The sequence below is a fragment of the Leifsonia xyli subsp. xyli str. CTCB07 genome (genome assembly GCF_000007665.1).
In the GTDB taxonomy this organism is placed as follows: domain Bacteria; phylum Actinomycetota; class Actinomycetes; order Actinomycetales; family Microbacteriaceae; genus Leifsonia; species Leifsonia xyli_C.
Genome location: NC_006087.1, coordinates 1 through 14,522, shown reverse-complemented (window position 1 = coordinate 14,522; position 14,522 = coordinate 1). Strand labels below are relative to the sequence as shown.

General features: G+C 61.3%; 12 protein-coding genes and 2 tRNA genes. 1 reads left to right on the top strand and 13 read right to left on the bottom strand.

Annotated features, from left to right (window positions below; all coding sequences use genetic code 11):
- Positions 1–35 precede the first annotated feature (35 nt).
- Positions 36–899, top strand: a complete 864-nt coding sequence (locus LXX_RS00070; protein ID WP_011185122.1) for an Fpg/Nei family DNA glycosylase — start codon at positions 36–38, stop codon at positions 897–899.
- A gap of 1,125 nt (positions 900–2,024) precedes the next feature.
- Here LXX_RS00070 and LXX_RS13060 read toward each other — a convergent pair.
- The 13 genes from LXX_RS13060 to dnaA all read right to left on the bottom strand — a co-directional run bounded on the left by LXX_RS13060 (position 2,025) and on the right by dnaA (position 14,298).
- Positions 2,025–2,390, bottom strand: a complete 366-nt coding sequence (locus LXX_RS13060) for a DNA cytosine methyltransferase (RefSeq protein WP_176714828.1) — start codon at positions 2,388–2,390, stop codon at positions 2,025–2,027.
- 171 nt (positions 2,391–2,561) lie between these two features.
- A complete protein-coding gene (locus LXX_RS16020) occupies positions 2,562–2,903 on the bottom strand; it encodes a DNA cytosine methyltransferase (RefSeq protein WP_176714827.1) in 342 nt (113 codons plus the stop codon).
- Positions 2,822–3,247, bottom strand: a complete 426-nt coding sequence (locus tag LXX_RS16395; RefSeq protein WP_081423021.1) for a DNA cytosine methyltransferase — start codon at positions 3,245–3,247, stop codon at positions 2,822–2,824. Before LXX_RS16395 ends, LXX_RS16020 begins: the two co-directional genes overlap by 82 nt.
- 128 nt (positions 3,248–3,375) lie before the next feature.
- Positions 3,376–3,448, bottom strand: a tRNA-Ala gene (locus LXX_RS00050).
- A 12-nt stretch (positions 3,449–3,460) separates the two neighbouring features.
- Positions 3,461–3,537, bottom strand: a tRNA-Ile gene (locus tag LXX_RS00045).
- Between the two features lie 57 nt (positions 3,538–3,594).
- Positions 3,595–4,008, bottom strand: a complete 414-nt coding sequence (locus tag LXX_RS00040; protein WP_011185121.1) for a DUF3566 domain-containing protein — start codon at positions 4,006–4,008, stop codon at positions 3,595–3,597.
- The gene (gene gyrA / locus LXX_RS00035) at positions 3,998–6,574 is read right to left on the bottom strand and encodes a DNA gyrase subunit A (RefSeq protein ID WP_011185120.1); all 2,577 of its coding nucleotides are present in this window, start codon (positions 6,572–6,574) and stop codon (positions 3,998–4,000) included. Before gyrA ends, LXX_RS00040 begins: the two co-directional genes overlap by 11 nt.
- A gap of 43 nt (positions 6,575–6,617) precedes the next feature.
- Positions 6,618–8,609, bottom strand: a complete 1,992-nt coding sequence (gene gyrB / locus LXX_RS00030) for a DNA topoisomerase (ATP-hydrolyzing) subunit B (protein WP_011185119.1) — start codon at positions 8,607–8,609, stop codon at positions 6,618–6,620.
- A gap of 123 nt (positions 8,610–8,732) precedes the next feature.
- Positions 8,733–9,209, bottom strand: a complete 477-nt coding sequence (locus LXX_RS00025; protein ID WP_011185118.1) for a DUF721 domain-containing protein — start codon at positions 9,207–9,209, stop codon at positions 8,733–8,735.
- Positions 9,206–10,363: a DNA replication/repair protein RecF gene (recF, locus tag LXX_RS00020; RefSeq protein ID WP_011185117.1), complete on the bottom strand. Its 1,158-nt coding sequence runs from the start codon at positions 10,361–10,363 to the stop codon at positions 9,206–9,208. The genes LXX_RS00025 and recF overlap by 4 nt, the downstream gene beginning before the upstream one ends.
- Positions 10,364–10,369: 6 nt before the next feature.
- Complete coding sequence (gene gnd, locus LXX_RS00015) at positions 10,370–11,257, bottom strand: phosphogluconate dehydrogenase (NAD(+)-dependent, decarboxylating) (RefSeq protein WP_011185116.1); 888 nt, start codon at positions 11,255–11,257, stop codon at positions 10,370–10,372.
- Positions 11,258–11,294: 37 nt separating this feature from the next.
- Positions 11,295–12,440, bottom strand: a complete 1,146-nt coding sequence (gene dnaN / locus LXX_RS00010; protein WP_011185115.1) for a DNA polymerase III subunit beta — start codon at positions 12,438–12,440, stop codon at positions 11,295–11,297.
- A gap of 436 nt (positions 12,441–12,876) precedes the next feature.
- Complete coding sequence (dnaA, locus tag LXX_RS00005) at positions 12,877–14,298, bottom strand: chromosomal replication initiator protein DnaA (RefSeq protein WP_011185114.1); 1,422 nt, start codon at positions 14,296–14,298, stop codon at positions 12,877–12,879.
- Positions 14,299–14,522: the final 224 nt, after the last annotated feature.

Sequence of the window (14,522 nt, the reverse complement as noted above, 5' to 3'; positions counted from 1 at the left end):
TGCCAGATGTCTGCGAATGGAGACAGGATGGGGACGTGCCCGAACTGCCGGAAGTCACAGCCCTCGCCGCCGACCTTGAGAAACGGCTGAGCGGGCATGTGATAGATCGGCTGAGTGTCGTCGCGTTCGCCGCGCTGAAGACATTCGATCCCTCACCCGATGCTCTTCACAATGCCACGATCACCAGCGTCTCACGTCACGGCAAGTTTCTCGACATCGCGGCGGGCGAACTGCATCTCATCATTCACCTCGCCCGCGCGGGCTGGATCGGCTGGTGTCAGGGTCCGCCGCCAGCACCCACCGGTTGGCCGTCGAAGGGACCGCTGGCGGCCCGCCTGGTGCTGGAGGACGGGAGCGGACTCGACATCACAGAGGCCGGAACCAGGAAAAGCCTGTCCATCTCCGTGGTCCGCGATCCCGCCGAGGTCCCCGGCGTCGCCCGGCTCGGCCCCGATCCACTCGACCCCGCATTCACCCGGGACGTTTTCGCCGCCATTCTCGCCGGACAGGGTCGTGCCCAGATCAAAGGCGTCCTCCGCAACCAGGGCCTCATCGCCGGAATCGGCAACGCCTACTCCGACGAAATCCTCCATGTTGCGAAGATGTCCCCCTTCAAGCCCGCCGCTCTGACCGATGATGAACTCGACCGGCTCTACACCGCCGTCCAATCGACGCTCCGGGAGGCGCTCACCCGCGCCGATGGCCTCGCCGCCTCGGAACTCAAGAGCGAGAAGAAGTCTGGCCTCCGCGTCCACGGGCGAACGGGCCGCCCCTGTCCCATCTGCGGAGACACCGTCCGCGAGGTGATTTTCGCAGACTCCACGCTCCAGTACTGCCCGACCTGTCAGACCAGCGGCAAACCGCTGGCGGATCGCGTACTCTCCCGGCTGCTCAAATAAGGATCCACCAGGAACCGCAACACGATGCTCAGGAATGTCATCTGGCGGTCTCTCACTCGACCCCGGGAAGGAAGTCGCGCCTTCATCCGGAATGGCGTCGAGACCTTCAGACACAACCTCGGCTTTATCTCTGCGAATCGTGATGATGGACTGACCCACCGCAATATCGATGTCATCTCCCTTGTCTGCAAGCGACAGAGGAGGCAGAGGGTCACCTTCATCGAGTGCGCGATAGATGTCATCGAGTGGCTCGCGTATATACCTCTCCAAGAAGACGGCCATCTCTGGCCCTGCCTCGGCCTTGAGATGGTTCCACGCTTCATCGCCAAGATAGGCTTCGCCACCACTGGACTCGAAAGCACGGACCAATTCGTTGAGCTTTGTATTCGGAGTGGGATCAAGAACGATAAAGACCGGAACATATCCCGACCTTTTCACTTCGGAGGGGAATAGCAGTTCTTCGCCCCAGCGGCCCTGGACGCTCGCCGCGATCGTCATTCGCAATTTGATCTCGTATGCGCGTTGCTCTTTGAGGCAGTCGACCTGGCGCCCTCCCTTACCGGATGCCCGTCGCACTGGACTCTTCGCTGCAGAATAGGGGACACCGCCAATTGCTCCTGCAATCACTGGCTCGAAGAGGTATCCCGTTTCTTGCGCAGCTCTGTTATCTAAGTCATAAAGACATTTTCGCCACACGAGCAAGGTCGCCAACGAGTGCGATGTCATCTGACGGTACTGAAGCAGGACTCTCGGGGCGACTTGATCCATCGAAGCGAGCGGCTGACTGGACAGAACACGCTGATATTTTAAGCGTGCCTTGTGGATAGCGGCCGCGCAGGCGATGAAAGTTTCAGCTTCAGGGTTTGCGCGAATGATTCGCTCGAAGAGCTCCCGTGGGTCTTCACCGTCCAATGCGAAGTCCGCCGTGAACTCTGGATCGTATAAGTTCAGCACCCCCGCACGAGGGATGTCAATCACACCCTCAAGCCCAAGTTCGGACGCAGCGATAAAAATCAACCCTCGAACAGCGTCATCCGACAGGGAAACCGCTTGCCCCGACGATGACGTCTGACGCAGCTTGGTGTATGCGGCTGATTGTGCCGTTGTCAAAGCCATGATTCTGTCCTAAAAGAGTGCGAGTGCGGACTTTGCCACCCTGTAACGCTGCTCAACCATTTTGACGACGCTGCTGAGTGCCGGGCTCATCGCTTCAGCATTTGTGCTTCGAAAATCGATGATTCCAGGATCCAGGGAATCCAAAGGCTGTGCCAATGTCGCCTGCACTGCTGAGGCCAGTTCCACAGCGAACTTCGGAGGGATCGCATTGCCGATCATCGTGGCCACATCGGCTTTTGTACCGATGAATGCGAACGCATCGGGGAAATTCTGAAGCGCCGCTTCACGAAGCGTAAGTGTCCGATCTCTTGAGGGATGGACGAACTCTCGCGTTGCAGCGCCTGTGATCGCCTTGGAGAGCTCATCGGCTCGCAATCGGCGCAGACCGATGGGCGCGCCACCACGACGCTCCGTTGGCGTCCCATCGCGAACACGACGGTTTGCTCACGCCGCCCAGCTCCGATGCTGCAGATGTTCGGGAAGATCGCGCATGGTTTTACCCTGACCAAGGGCACGAATTCGAGCCAGCTCAAGCTCACCGGGCTCTCAGGCGACCGACAAGGGATCACCCCGACTCACCGAGACCTTGGCAAGAGCTTCCGCAGCGGTCACAGTGGGAGGGAGACCATGACCCACCCTCCAGACACCGGGAGCGCCTAACGCGCTGTTCGTCGGGAGCATTTGTTGTGGAACGCGCCCGAGGGCAGCGATGACGATCACGCGCTTACGCAGCTGAGGAACGCCGAAGTTAGCCACATTGAGCTTCTCAAGGCGTACGACATAGCCTGCCTCAATGAGCAGATCGACTACGTATTTGCCTTCCGAAGCTGTGAGGAATCCTTCGACATTATCAAAGACGATAGCGGGCGGGCGAACCTCAGCGGCCAACCGTGAATACCGTCTAGCGTATTGCACTCGTCGTCCATAGAGCGTGATCCTGCCGAAGAGAAGCCCTGGCAGGGTGGTCCACCTGCGACGAGATCGGGTTGGGCACCACCGCTGGCAGCAATCAAGTCTGCGGACGAGAGGTCGCGCACATCCACCTCTGCGAAGGTGTGACCCGGAAAATTCGCCCGATACGTCTCAGCCGCAGGCTTCCAGACATCAGAACCCAGGCACACATCGAAGCCTCTGCTCGTCAGCCCATAGGCCAAGCCCCCCGCGCCGGAGAACAGATCGACCGACCGGAGCGGAACCACTGTCTCAGCTGAAAGCGTTGAGACGGTGGTCATGGCTTGAGTCTATCCAGGGGGTCTATCGAAACCCGGCTCTATCCGAGCCATTCCCCAGGATCGCTGACACGATTCGAGGCGGGGAGAAGAAGCGCGACACATCATGCGCGCCCGAAAGAGAACATGTGTGGAGCCTAGGAGATTCGAACTCCTGACATCCTGCTTGCAAAGCAGGCGCTCTACCAACTGAGCTAAGGCCCCGGGAATGGTGAATGGTGGGGATACGAGGACTTGAACCTCGGACCTCTTCGTTATCAGCGAAGCGCTCTAACCGCCTGAGCTATATCCCCGAATGGGCAACAGATAAGAGAATACCCGAACTGCCCGACGGCACGAAATCGCACCGATCAGTTGTTGGTGAAGCCCACGAGGAGCCCGCCGGTGATCTTCACCGACAGGTTGTAGAGGAGGGCGAACACGGCGCCGAGGGCTGTGAGCACGACGACGTCCAGGATAGCCACGACGAATGCAAAGCCCATCATCTGCCCCAGACCGAGAACGGAGCGCAGGTCTCCGCCGCCCGCACCGGAGATGTCCTTCACCAGGCTGTTGACCTGGTCGAAGATCCCCGTACGGTCGAGCACGATCCAGATGAGGAAGGTCCCGACGATGGCGATGATCGCCAGGCAGATCCCGGCGAGGAACGAGAGCTTCACGGTCGACCAGAAATCGATGTAAACGAGTTTGAGCCGGACCTGCTTGGCGGATGCGGGTCGTCGGGACGACTTTTTCGCGAGTTTCTCGGCGACGCTACTGCTCATCTACGGTTTCTTCCTTCCCGCCGTCACCAGCGTCCTCCCCAGTGACCGTTTCAGTTTCGGCAGACGAGTCTGCATCAGTTTCCTGGGAATCGAGGTTGCGTTCGGTGTTTTTCGCCAAAGCGATGATCTTGTCGGTCTCAGCGAAACGCGCAAAGACGACACCCATTGTGTCGCGGCCCTTGGCAGGCACCTCGGCCACGGCAGAGCGTACCACTTTGCCACTGGCAAGAACCACAAGGACCTCGTCGTCTTCCTCCACGATGAGGGCGCCCACCAGGTCTCCCCGGTCATCGCTCAGCTTGGCCACCTTGATGCCGAGTCCGCCGCGGTTCTGAAGGCGGTATTGGTCGGCGGCGGTGCGCTTGGCATAGCCGCCCTCGGTGACCACGAAGACGTAGCCCTCGTCCGAGACGACCGACGCATCCAGCAGACTGTCATCGCCGCGGAAGTGCATCCCGATCACACCGGAAGTCGAGCGCCCCATCGGTCGCATCGCCTCATCGGTCGCGGTGAACCGGATCGACATACCCTTGCGGGAGACAAGCAGAAGATCCGAGTCCTCTTCCACTAGCAGTGCAGAGACGAGTTCGTCCTCGTCGCGCAGCTTGATTGCAATGATGCCACCGGAGCGGTTCGTGTCGTACTCGCGGAGAGCAGTCTTCTTGATCAGCCCATCGCGGGTGGCGAGCACGAGATACTGGGCAACCTCGTAATCGCGGATGTCGAGGATCTCTGCGATCTCCTCATCCGGTTGCAACGCGAGCAGGTTGGCGACGTGCTGACCCTTCGCGTCGCGGCCGGCCTCCTGGACTTCGTACGCTTTCGCGCGGTAGACACGGCCCTTTTTTGTGAAGAAGAGGAGCCAGTGGTGGGTTGTGGTGACGAAGAAGTGGTCGACCACATCCTCACCGCGCAGCTGCGCGCCTTTGACGCCTTTCCCCCCACGGTGCTGGGAGCGGTAGTTGTCGCTCCGCGTGCGCTTGATGTACCCGCCGCGGGTGACGGTGATCACCATCTCCTCTTCGGGGATCAGATCTTCGAGGCTCATGTCGCCGTCGAAGCCGAGCATGATCTCGGTGCGGCGGTCGTCGCCGAAGCGGTCGACGATCTCGGTCAGCTCCTCGCTGACGATGGAGCGCTGACGGGCAGAATCCGCCAAAATCGCCTTGAACTCGGTGATCTGACGCTCGATCTCGTCGTGCTCATCGATGATCTTCTGGCGTTCGAGCGCGGCAAGGCGGCGCAACTGCATCGCCAGGATCGCGTCGGCCTGGATGTCGTCCACCTCCAGCAGCGACTTCAGTCCTTCGCGCGCTTCGTCCACGGTCGCCGACCGGCGGATGAGCGCGATCACTTCGTCCAGCGCATCGAGCGCCTTGAGGTAACCCCGCAGGATGTGCGCCCGCTCTTCCGCCTTGCGCAGCCGGAAGCGGGTGCGGCGGACGATGACCTCGATCTGGTGGTCGACCCATGCCGTGATGAAGCCGTCGAGCGCGAGCGTACGTGGAACGTTGTCCACGATCGCCAGCATGTTCGCGCCGAAATTCTCCTGCAGCTGGGTGTGCTTGTACAGGTTGTTCAGCACGACCTTGGCCACGGCGTCCCGTTTGAGCACAATGACCAGGCGCTGACCAGTGCGGCCGGAGGTCTCGTCGCGGATGTCCGCGATTCCGCCGACACGGCCGTCTTTCACGAGCTCGGCGATCTTGATCGCGAGGTTGTCGGGGTTGACCTGGTAAGGGAGTTCCGTGACGACCAGGCACACCCGGCCCTGAATCTCCTCGATGCTCACGACGGCCCGGATGGTGATGGAGCCGCGGCCGGTGCGGTAGGTGTCTTGGATGCCCTTGACGCCGAGGATCTGCGCGCCGGTCGGGAAATCCGGTCCCTTGATCCGCTTGATCAGCTCCTCCAGGAGCTCCTCGCGGGAGGCTTCCGGGTGGGCCAGGTGCCAGAGCGCGCCCTGGGCAACCTCGCGGAGGTTGTGCGGCGGGATGTTGGTGGCCATGCCGACCGCGATGCCGACCGAGCCGTTGACCAGCAGGTTCGGGAAGCGGCTGGGGAGCACCGAAGGCTCTTGTGTGCGACCGTCGTAGTTGTCCTGGAAATCGACGGTGTCCTCGTCGATGTCCCTGACCATCTCGAGAGCGAGTGGGGCCATCTTGGTCTCGGTGTATCGAGGGGCGGCCGCGCCGTCGTTGCCCGGTGAGCCGAAGTTGCCCTGGCCGAGTGCGAGCGGATAGCGGAGGCTCCACGGCTGCACGAGGCGCACGAGGGCGTCATAGATCGCGGAGTCGCCGTGCGGGTGGAACTGCCCCATTACATCGCCCACGACGCGCGCGCACTTCGAGAATGCCTTGTCGGGCCGATACCCGCCGTCGAACATCGCATAGATCACGCGGCGATGCACCGGCTTCAGTCCGTCTCGGACCTCCGGCAGCGCGCGACCGATGATGACGCTCATGGCGTAGTCGAGGTACGAGCGCTGCATCTCCGATTGCAGGTCGACCTGGTCGATCTTGCCGTGGATGCCGAAAACGGCGCCGGCGTTCTCTTCGTCGGTCACGATGTCGCCTCCCGCGAGTCCCGTCTCATCAGATGCTGATTGGTCAGATGTCAAGGAACCGCACATCCTTCGCGTTCTTCTGGATGAACGAACGGCGGGACTCGACATCCTCGCCCATCAGCGTGGTGAAGATCTCGTCGACCGCGGCCGCGTCGTCGAGCGTCACCTGGAGCAGTGTGCGGGTCTCCGGGTTCATGGTGGTCTCCCAGAGCTCCTTGTAGTCCATCTCACCCAGACCTTTGTATCGTTGCACGCCGTTGTCCTTCGGGATGCGCTTCCCTGCGGCGAGCCCCTCCGCCAGGAAGGCGTCGCGATCGCGATCGGAGTAGACGTACTCGTCATCGGCGTTCGACCATTTGAGGCGGTAGAGCGGCGGCTGGGCGAGATACACATAGCCGAGTTCGATGAGCGGCCGCATGTAGCGGAAGAGCAGCGTGAGCAGCAGGGTCGTGATGTGCTGGCCGTCCACGTCGGCATCGGCCATCAGCACGATCTTGTGATAGCGCGCCTTCTCCGGGTCGAAGTCCTCACCGATGCCGGCGCCGAAGGCAGTGATCATCGCCTGTACTTCGTTGTTCGCGAGCGCGCGGTCGAGGCGGGCCTTCTCCACATTCAGGATCTTGCCACGGAGCGGGAGAATGGCCTGCGTCTCCGGGTTTCTTCCCTGCACAGCGGAACCGCCGGCCGAATCGCCCTCGACGATGAAGATCTCCGAAAGTGTCGGGTCCTTGGACTGACAATCCTTGAGCTTGCCCGGCATCCCGCCGCTTTCCAGCAGACCTTTGCGCCGGGCGGTCTCGCGGGCCTTGCGAGCGGCGATGCGCGCGGTCGCAGCCTGGAGCGCCTTGCGGATGATCTCTTTGGCCTGGTTCGGGTTGCGGTCGAACCAGTCGGCGAGCTGATCGCCGGCCACTTTCTGCACGAAAGCCTTCGCCTCGGTGTTCCCGAGCTTGGTCTTGGTCTGCCCCTCGAACTGCGGTTCGGAGAGTTTCACCGAGATGACCGCGGTCAAGCCCTCGCGCACATCGTCGCCGGAGAGGTTGTCATCTTTGTCTTTGAGGATGTTCTTCTCGCGGGCATAACGGTTCACGAGTGAGGTCAGCGCGGCGCGGAAGCCTTCTTCGTGTGTGCCGCCCTCGTGGGTGTTGATCGTGTTCGCGTAGGTGAAAACGGACTCGTTGTAGCTCGTCGTCCACTGCATCGCGACTTCGAGAGCGATCTTGCGATCGGTGTCCTCCAACTCGAACGAGATGATCTCGTCATGCACGACCTCCGCCTTCTTCGCCGCGTTGAGGTAGTGAACGTAGTCGGTCAGGCCCTTCTCGTAAAGGAACACCTCGCCTCGCGGTTCGGATTCCTCGTCTGCCTCGCCCTCAGCACTCACCGGGCGCTGATCGGCGATCGCGATACGGAGGCCTTTGTTGAGGAACGCCATCTGCTGAAAGCGGGTGCGGAGCGTGTCGTAGTCGAACTCGACAGTCTCGAATGTCTCAGGGCTCGGCCAGAAGACGATGGTCGTGCCGGTCGCTTCCGTCTCCTCCCCCTGTTCGAGCGGCGCCTGCGGAACACCATTGCGGTAGCTCTGCCGCCAGACGTGTCCCTGCCGGCGGACCTCGACGTCCAGCCGCGTCGACAGCGCGTTCACCACTGAGCTGCCGACGCCGTGGAGCCCGCCGGAGACGGCGTAGCCGCCACCGCCGAACTTTCCTCCGGCGTGCAGGATGGTGAGCACGACTTCCACGGTCGACTTCTTCTGCACCGGGTGCTCGTCCACCGGGATTCCGCGCCCATTGTCGAAGACACGGACCGAGCCATCCGGCAGGATCATCACCTCGATGTTGTCGGCGTATCCGGCAAGAGCCTCATCGACGGAGTTGTCGACGATCTCGTAGACCAGATGGTGAAGACCGCGGGGACCGGTGGAACCGATGTACATACCGGGTCGCTTGCGGACGGCTTCGAGACCTTCGAGGACCTGGATCTCATTCGCGCCGTAGTCGTGTTCCGCCTCGGCCCTGTTCGGTTCCATCGTCATATGAAATTAGGCTCCTGACCGCACTCAACAGTGACTGTCCATTCTACCAAGCATGTCGGATGGAAGTTCCCGAAATCGCCCGTCTGACGGGTTTTCTTCGCGCGGACGACTTCTTTTGTGCATTCAGCCGTAAGTGTCGCGCGGACCGCGCCCTGGAATCGACCTGGAGCCGTGATTCCATGAGGGGGCGTGGGGTCCACGAAGATGGATCGTCTGGATATCCGCGTCGGGGAAGCGCTCTGCGGCCTTCCTCAGGAGTTCGATGCGCAGCGTCCCGAGCTGTGTCGCCCAGGCCGTCGTCTCGCAGCGGACGATGAGGACGCCATCGGTGATCCCCTCTGGATACGAGTGCTTGGCGTTCTCCTCGCCGGCGAGCTCCACCCAGCCTGCCATGAGGTCGGATTTGGCGAGCGCGCTTGTCCAGCCCATCTGCGAGGCGAGCGAGTCCACAACGTCCCCGAGACCGCGCGGGTCCCGGCCAGCGCCGAACGGCTTGGGCGCTCCGGAGTCCGCTTCGGCCTCCCGCCTGCGGCGTGAGCGTGAGACGGTTCCGGTGAAAAGCGCTTTCATCCGGAGGTAGACGCTGGAAGCCTCGCTCACGACGGCTCCACGATGGCACCCGCCTCGATGCGGATGGTGTGGGCAGCGAGCTCGGCCGGCACATCCTCGTACACGGCCGCCGTGATGAGCACCTGCTCGTAACCGGCAACGGTGGTTGCGAGCATCCGGCGACGGGCCCAATCGAGCTCGGCGAACACATCGTCCAAGATGAGCACGGGATCCCCTGTCACCGACTCCCGGCGGAGAAGCTCAGCCGACGCCAGTTTGAGCGCGAGAGCGAACGACCAGGACTCACCATGACTCGCATAGCCCTTGGCCGGGAGTCCGTTCAGCTCGAAGAGCACATCGTCGCGGTGCGGCCCGACCAGTGTGAGACCGCGCTCGAGTTCTTTCCAGCGCACACCGGCGAGAGCCTGACGGAACACATCGGTCGTGTCACCAAATGCGGAGGTCATGTCGGCGACCGAATCGTCATCCTCGTCTTCGACGTGTGCGCCGCTGATAGTCAGCTGGGGTAGCAGCCGGGGGTGATGATCGTCTCCGGCGACGGACCGATACGCCGCGACAAGAGGATTGCTCAGTCGAGCCATAAGATCGAGTCGTGCATTGATGAGTTCAGCTCCGAGTGTCAGGAGCCGATCGTCCCAGATGTCGAGGGTACCCAGCTGATCTTCCCGGAAACGGGACGCGCGCGCCGACTTCAGCAGAGTGTTCCGCTGTTTCAGCACCCGTTCGTATTCGGCGATCACCGCTGACAAACGGGGATTCCGCTGGATGAGGAGCTGGTCCAGAAAGCGCCGGCGGACACCGGGTTCCCCACGGACGAGGGCCAGATCCTCCGGCGCGAACAACACGCTCGAAAAGTACCGCGGAAGCTCCCGCGGCTTGATCGCGGCCCGATTGACCTGAGCACGATTGGCCGCTCCGCGGTTCAGCTGCACCTCGACCAGAAGCTCCCGCGCTTCGTGCTGGATGCGCGCCCGGACGACAGCCAACTCGGCCCCTTGGCGGATCATGGCTTGGTCGCTCGACACCCGATGCGATCCGAGAGCGCTCAGGTAACCGAGTGACTCGACCAGGTTGGTCTTTCCCTGGCCATTGCGGCCGACGAACAGATTCGCACCGGCCTCGAAGTGTACCTCCGCAGTGCCATAGTTGCGGAAGTCGGTCAGAGAGAGGTGCGTAACTCGCAAGGAGGGTTAGTCCACAGCCTTCACAGCGTGCCCGCCGAACTGGTTGCGTAGCGCGGCGACGGCCTTCATCGCGGGCGAGTACTCCTGGCGCGAGACGAACCGGGCGAAGATCGACGCGCTGATCGTGGGAACGGGCACAGCGTTGTTCAGAGCCTCTTCGATGGTCCAGCGACCTTCGAACGAATCCTGCACGAAACCCTCGATGTGCTCGAACTCCGGGTCCTCCTCGAGAGCGCGGACCAGAAGGTCGAGGAGCCAGGAGCGCACGACCGTGCCACTCTGCCATGCCTTGAACGTGCCGGTGACGTCCTTGATAATGTCCTTGCGAGTGTCGAGCAGTTCGTATCCCTCGGCGTACGCCTGCATGAGTGCATACTCGATCCCGTTGTGAACCATCTTGGCGTAGTGGCCCGCACCGACCTCCCCGACGTGGACGAATCCCTCATCGCGCGGACCCTCCGGACGCAGAGCATCGAAAACCGGCATGACGCGCTCGACCTGTTCTTTGGAACCGCCGACCATTAGACCATAGCCGTTCTCCAGCCCCCAGATCCCGCCCGAGACCCCGGCATCCATGAAATCCACGCCCTTCGGCGCCAGCAGCGCGGCGTGTGCGAAGTCTTCGGTGAACTTCGAGTTCCCGCCGTCGATGACGAGATCGCCTTTCTCCAGCAGAGGCTCGAGATCAGCGATGACGGAATCGGTGATCTGCCCGGCCGGAACCATCACCCACACCGTGCGGGGCGCGGGCAGTGCGGCGACCATATCAGCCAGTGTAGGGACATCGGAAACCGCCGGGTTTGTGTCGAAGCCGGTGACCTCAATACCTTTCTTCTCCAGGCGGTCTCTCATGTTGTTGCCCATGCGTCCGAGACCGATGAGACCGATGTGCATGATTGTCTTTCTTCTCTCGTGGATGCTGAGCCAGGTCTTATCGCAGGAGCAGGTTGGGCTGGAGTAAATACTTGTAAGAGTCTGCCCCTGCTTGGTCTTTCGAGGTCTGGCTCGTGATGAGAACCGGACCCGGCTTATTGGGGTTCTCGGTCTTGGTGAAGGAGATGCGTACGAACTCCGAATGCACGGCGCCAAGACCGTCGAGCAAGAACTGCGGCTTCAGCGAAACCACCGTCTCCTGCCCTGTGAGAAGAGCGTCGATGCTCTCGGACGCCTGGGCCTGTTCGGAACCAATCGCCTCCAGTGTGAGTCCGTCAGCGGTGAAGGTGTAGCGGAGCGCAGCTTCCCGTTCGAGAACCAATGAGACACGCCGAGTGGCTTCGATCAGCTCGGCGGTGTTCATCACCGCGTGGTTCTCGACCTGGTCGGGGAAGAGCCGGCGGACCGGAGGGAAATTGCCCTTGATCAGGAGCGATGTGACCGTCTTCCTGTCATCCGTGAACGCGATGAGTTCGCGATCGTCGCGATTGGTGATCGCAATCGAGACGGTGCCCGAATGCCCGAGCGTCTTGCCGATCTCGGTGAGCGTCCGTGCCGGAACCAGTGCGGTCTTGGTTTCCCCTAAAGTTGTGCCGTTGTCCCAGTCGATCTCCCGCACAGCCACACGGTAGCGGTCGGTCGCGACAAGCCCAAGGGTGTTGTCGCCCACTTCGAGCTGGACACCGGTGATCACCGGTGTCACGTCATCCCGGGACGCGGCTACGCCGACTTGGGCGACCGCCTCGGCGAATTCTTCTGCTGGCACGAGTCCTGCCTCGCCGCTGACGTCTGGAATGCTCGGGTATTCCTCCACAGGCATGGAAAGCAGCGTGAAATTCGCCGAACCGGCCTTCACGATGATCTTCGACTCTTCTGTCGAGAACTGTACGGGCGCATTCGGGAGCTTGGCCGCGATCTCCGCGAGCAGCCGACCCGAGACCAGGACTCGACCCGTTTCTTCGACTTCGGCCGCGATCTTAGTCTGGGCTGAGACTTCATAGTCGAAGGATGAGAGCTGGAGTCCGTTCTCCGTGGTCTCGATGAGCACTCCGCTGAGGATGGGCAAAGTCGTGCGCTGCGGGAGAAGTTTCACAGCGAAGGACACAGCTTCGCTGAACACATCCCGGTTGGCTTGGAACTTCACAAACTCTCCCTGCTGGCGAAGCGGATACGAACGACACAAATCCTAGCCCCTGGGCTCAGGCCAGAGCATTGTGATTCTCTCGGGCCTTGAGGTTATCGCCTTGCCCTAAGAGAAGGGTTAACGATTAATGTTCTTAACCGCTGTGGAAACTGTGGATAACTGCCGAGATCCCAGGCCAGCACAGGGAACAACAAGGATGTGAGGTGTGGATGGGCTGGGGAATCCGCCTGTTCACACTGCGGCGACCCCCGAGTCCCCGAGACACTCTCCTCACAGCTCCCCCGAATCCGTCCCCATTAATCCGACGACTTTCCGGAACTTCTCCACAAGTTATCCACAGATGTTAATAACGAGCTGTCCCCACTCTGTGGATGGATCTGTGGATAAATCGACCCGGCTCACCAGTGTGTCGGCCGCGGCGCAGTTACTGGTTCTCTTAGCGGTGGTTCTGCTTGATCCGGCTGGTGAGTTCGGTCACTTGGTTGTAGATCGAGCGCCGCTCTTTCATGAGTTCGCTGATCTTCTTGTTCGCGTACATCACCGTTGTGTGGTCCCGTCCCCCGAAGAGCTGACCGATCTTGGGAAGCGACAGGTTGGTCAGCTCGCGGCACAGATACATCGCGATCTGCCGCGCCGTCGCGACCGCCTGCGAACGGCTGGAACCGTACAGATCGTCCACGGTGAGCTTGAAGTACTCCGCAGTGTTGGTGATGATGTCGGTCGGTGCGATCACATTGTCGTCGTCGAGCGTGATCAGGTCCTTGAGGACCGTCTGCACGAGAGGCATGTCGACGGGCGTCCGGTTCAGGCTCGCGAACGCGGTGACGCGGATGAGCGTCCCCTCCAGCTCCCGGATGTTGCTTGAGATCTTCGAGGCCATGAACTCCAGGATGTCGTCCGGAACCTGGATCTTCTCGCTCTGGGCCTTTTTCCGCAGGATCGCGATGCGCGTCTCGAGGTCTGGAACCTGGACATCGGTGATCAGCCCCCACTCGAATCGAGACCGCATCCTGTCCTCGAACCCCGTCAGGTGCTTCGGGGGCAGATCACTCGTGATCACGACCTGCTTGTTGTGATCGTGCAGTGTGTTGAAAGTGTGGAAGAACGCTTCCTGCGTCTCTACCGCCCGTTGCAGGAACTGGATGTCATCGATCAGCAAGATGTCGATGTTGCGGTATCGAGCCTGAAAAGACGATCCCCGGTTGTTGGCGATCGAGTTGATGAAGTCGTTTGTGAACTCCTCACTCGACACATACCGGACGCGGATTCCTGGGTAAAGGCTCATCGCGTAGTGACCGATCGCGTGGAGGAGGTGGGTTTTGCCGAGGCCCGAGTCTCCGTAGATGAACAGTGGGTTATACGCCTTCGCCGGCGCCTCCGCTACGGCCACGGCAGCGGCGTGGGCGAAGCGGTTCGACTGCCCGATGACGAAGTTGTCGAAGCTGTATTTGGAGTTGAGACGGGTGTCTCCATTGCGGGGTGGCGCGGTGATCTCGGCCGGTGGTGCGACGGTGAAGGTCGCTACGTCCAGATAGGGCGCCGGCGTTGGCTCGGGTTCCCCGACCGTGGAGAGCGATTCCTGCTGGATCTCCGGGTTGACGACGATCGCGAAAGTCGTGACGGCGAGAGTGTTGTCGAGTGTACCGATCGCATTGAGGAGGGGGACCCGGCTGCGCTGCTCGATCATCCCGCGCGTGAACTCGTTCGGCACCTCCAGATAGAAGGTGCCGGCCATGATGCCCTTGGGTTCGACCAGACTGAGGAATCCGTGCAGCTGCGGGGTGATGCGGTCATCGGTCTCGAGCTTGTCGAGCACACTCTGCCATGCCACAGAAATGGACTCTTCGCCGTCTGCCATCGTTCCCCGTCTTCATGTCGTGTGGATACCATCACCCCGACGGGAGCGAGAGCCGTCCTCGGAGAACTCGCATCGGGTGAGGCACGGATGCCGCTGATGATTATTCACAGATTTATCCACCGCTGTGTGTGCAAATACCGGAGCGATCTCCGCCCTTTTTGGGTTGGGCTGGGGATAACTTCTGTCCTCACGGTAACTTGTCCACAGGTTCAGGATCAAATTCG

Bases quoted from the DNA above. Each gene is read 5' to 3' on its own strand.
- LXX_RS16395 (WP_081423021.1), bottom strand. From the start codon at position 3,247: ATGACCACCGTCTCAACGCTTTCAGCTGAGACAGTGGTTCCGCTCCGG.
- LXX_RS00040 (WP_011185121.1), bottom strand. From the start codon at position 4,008: ATGAGCAGTAGCGTCGCCGAGAAACTCGCGAAAAAGTCGTCCCGACGA.
- gyrB (WP_011185119.1), bottom strand. From the start codon at position 8,609: ATGACGATGGAACCGAACAGGGCCGAGGCGGAACACGACTACGGCGCG.
- gnd (WP_011185116.1), bottom strand. From the start codon at position 11,257: ATGCACATCGGTCTCATCGGTCTCGGACGCATGGGCAACAACATGAGA.
- dnaA (WP_011185114.1), bottom strand. From the start codon at position 14,298: ATGGCAGACGGCGAAGAGTCCATTTCTGTGGCATGGCAGAGTGTGCTC.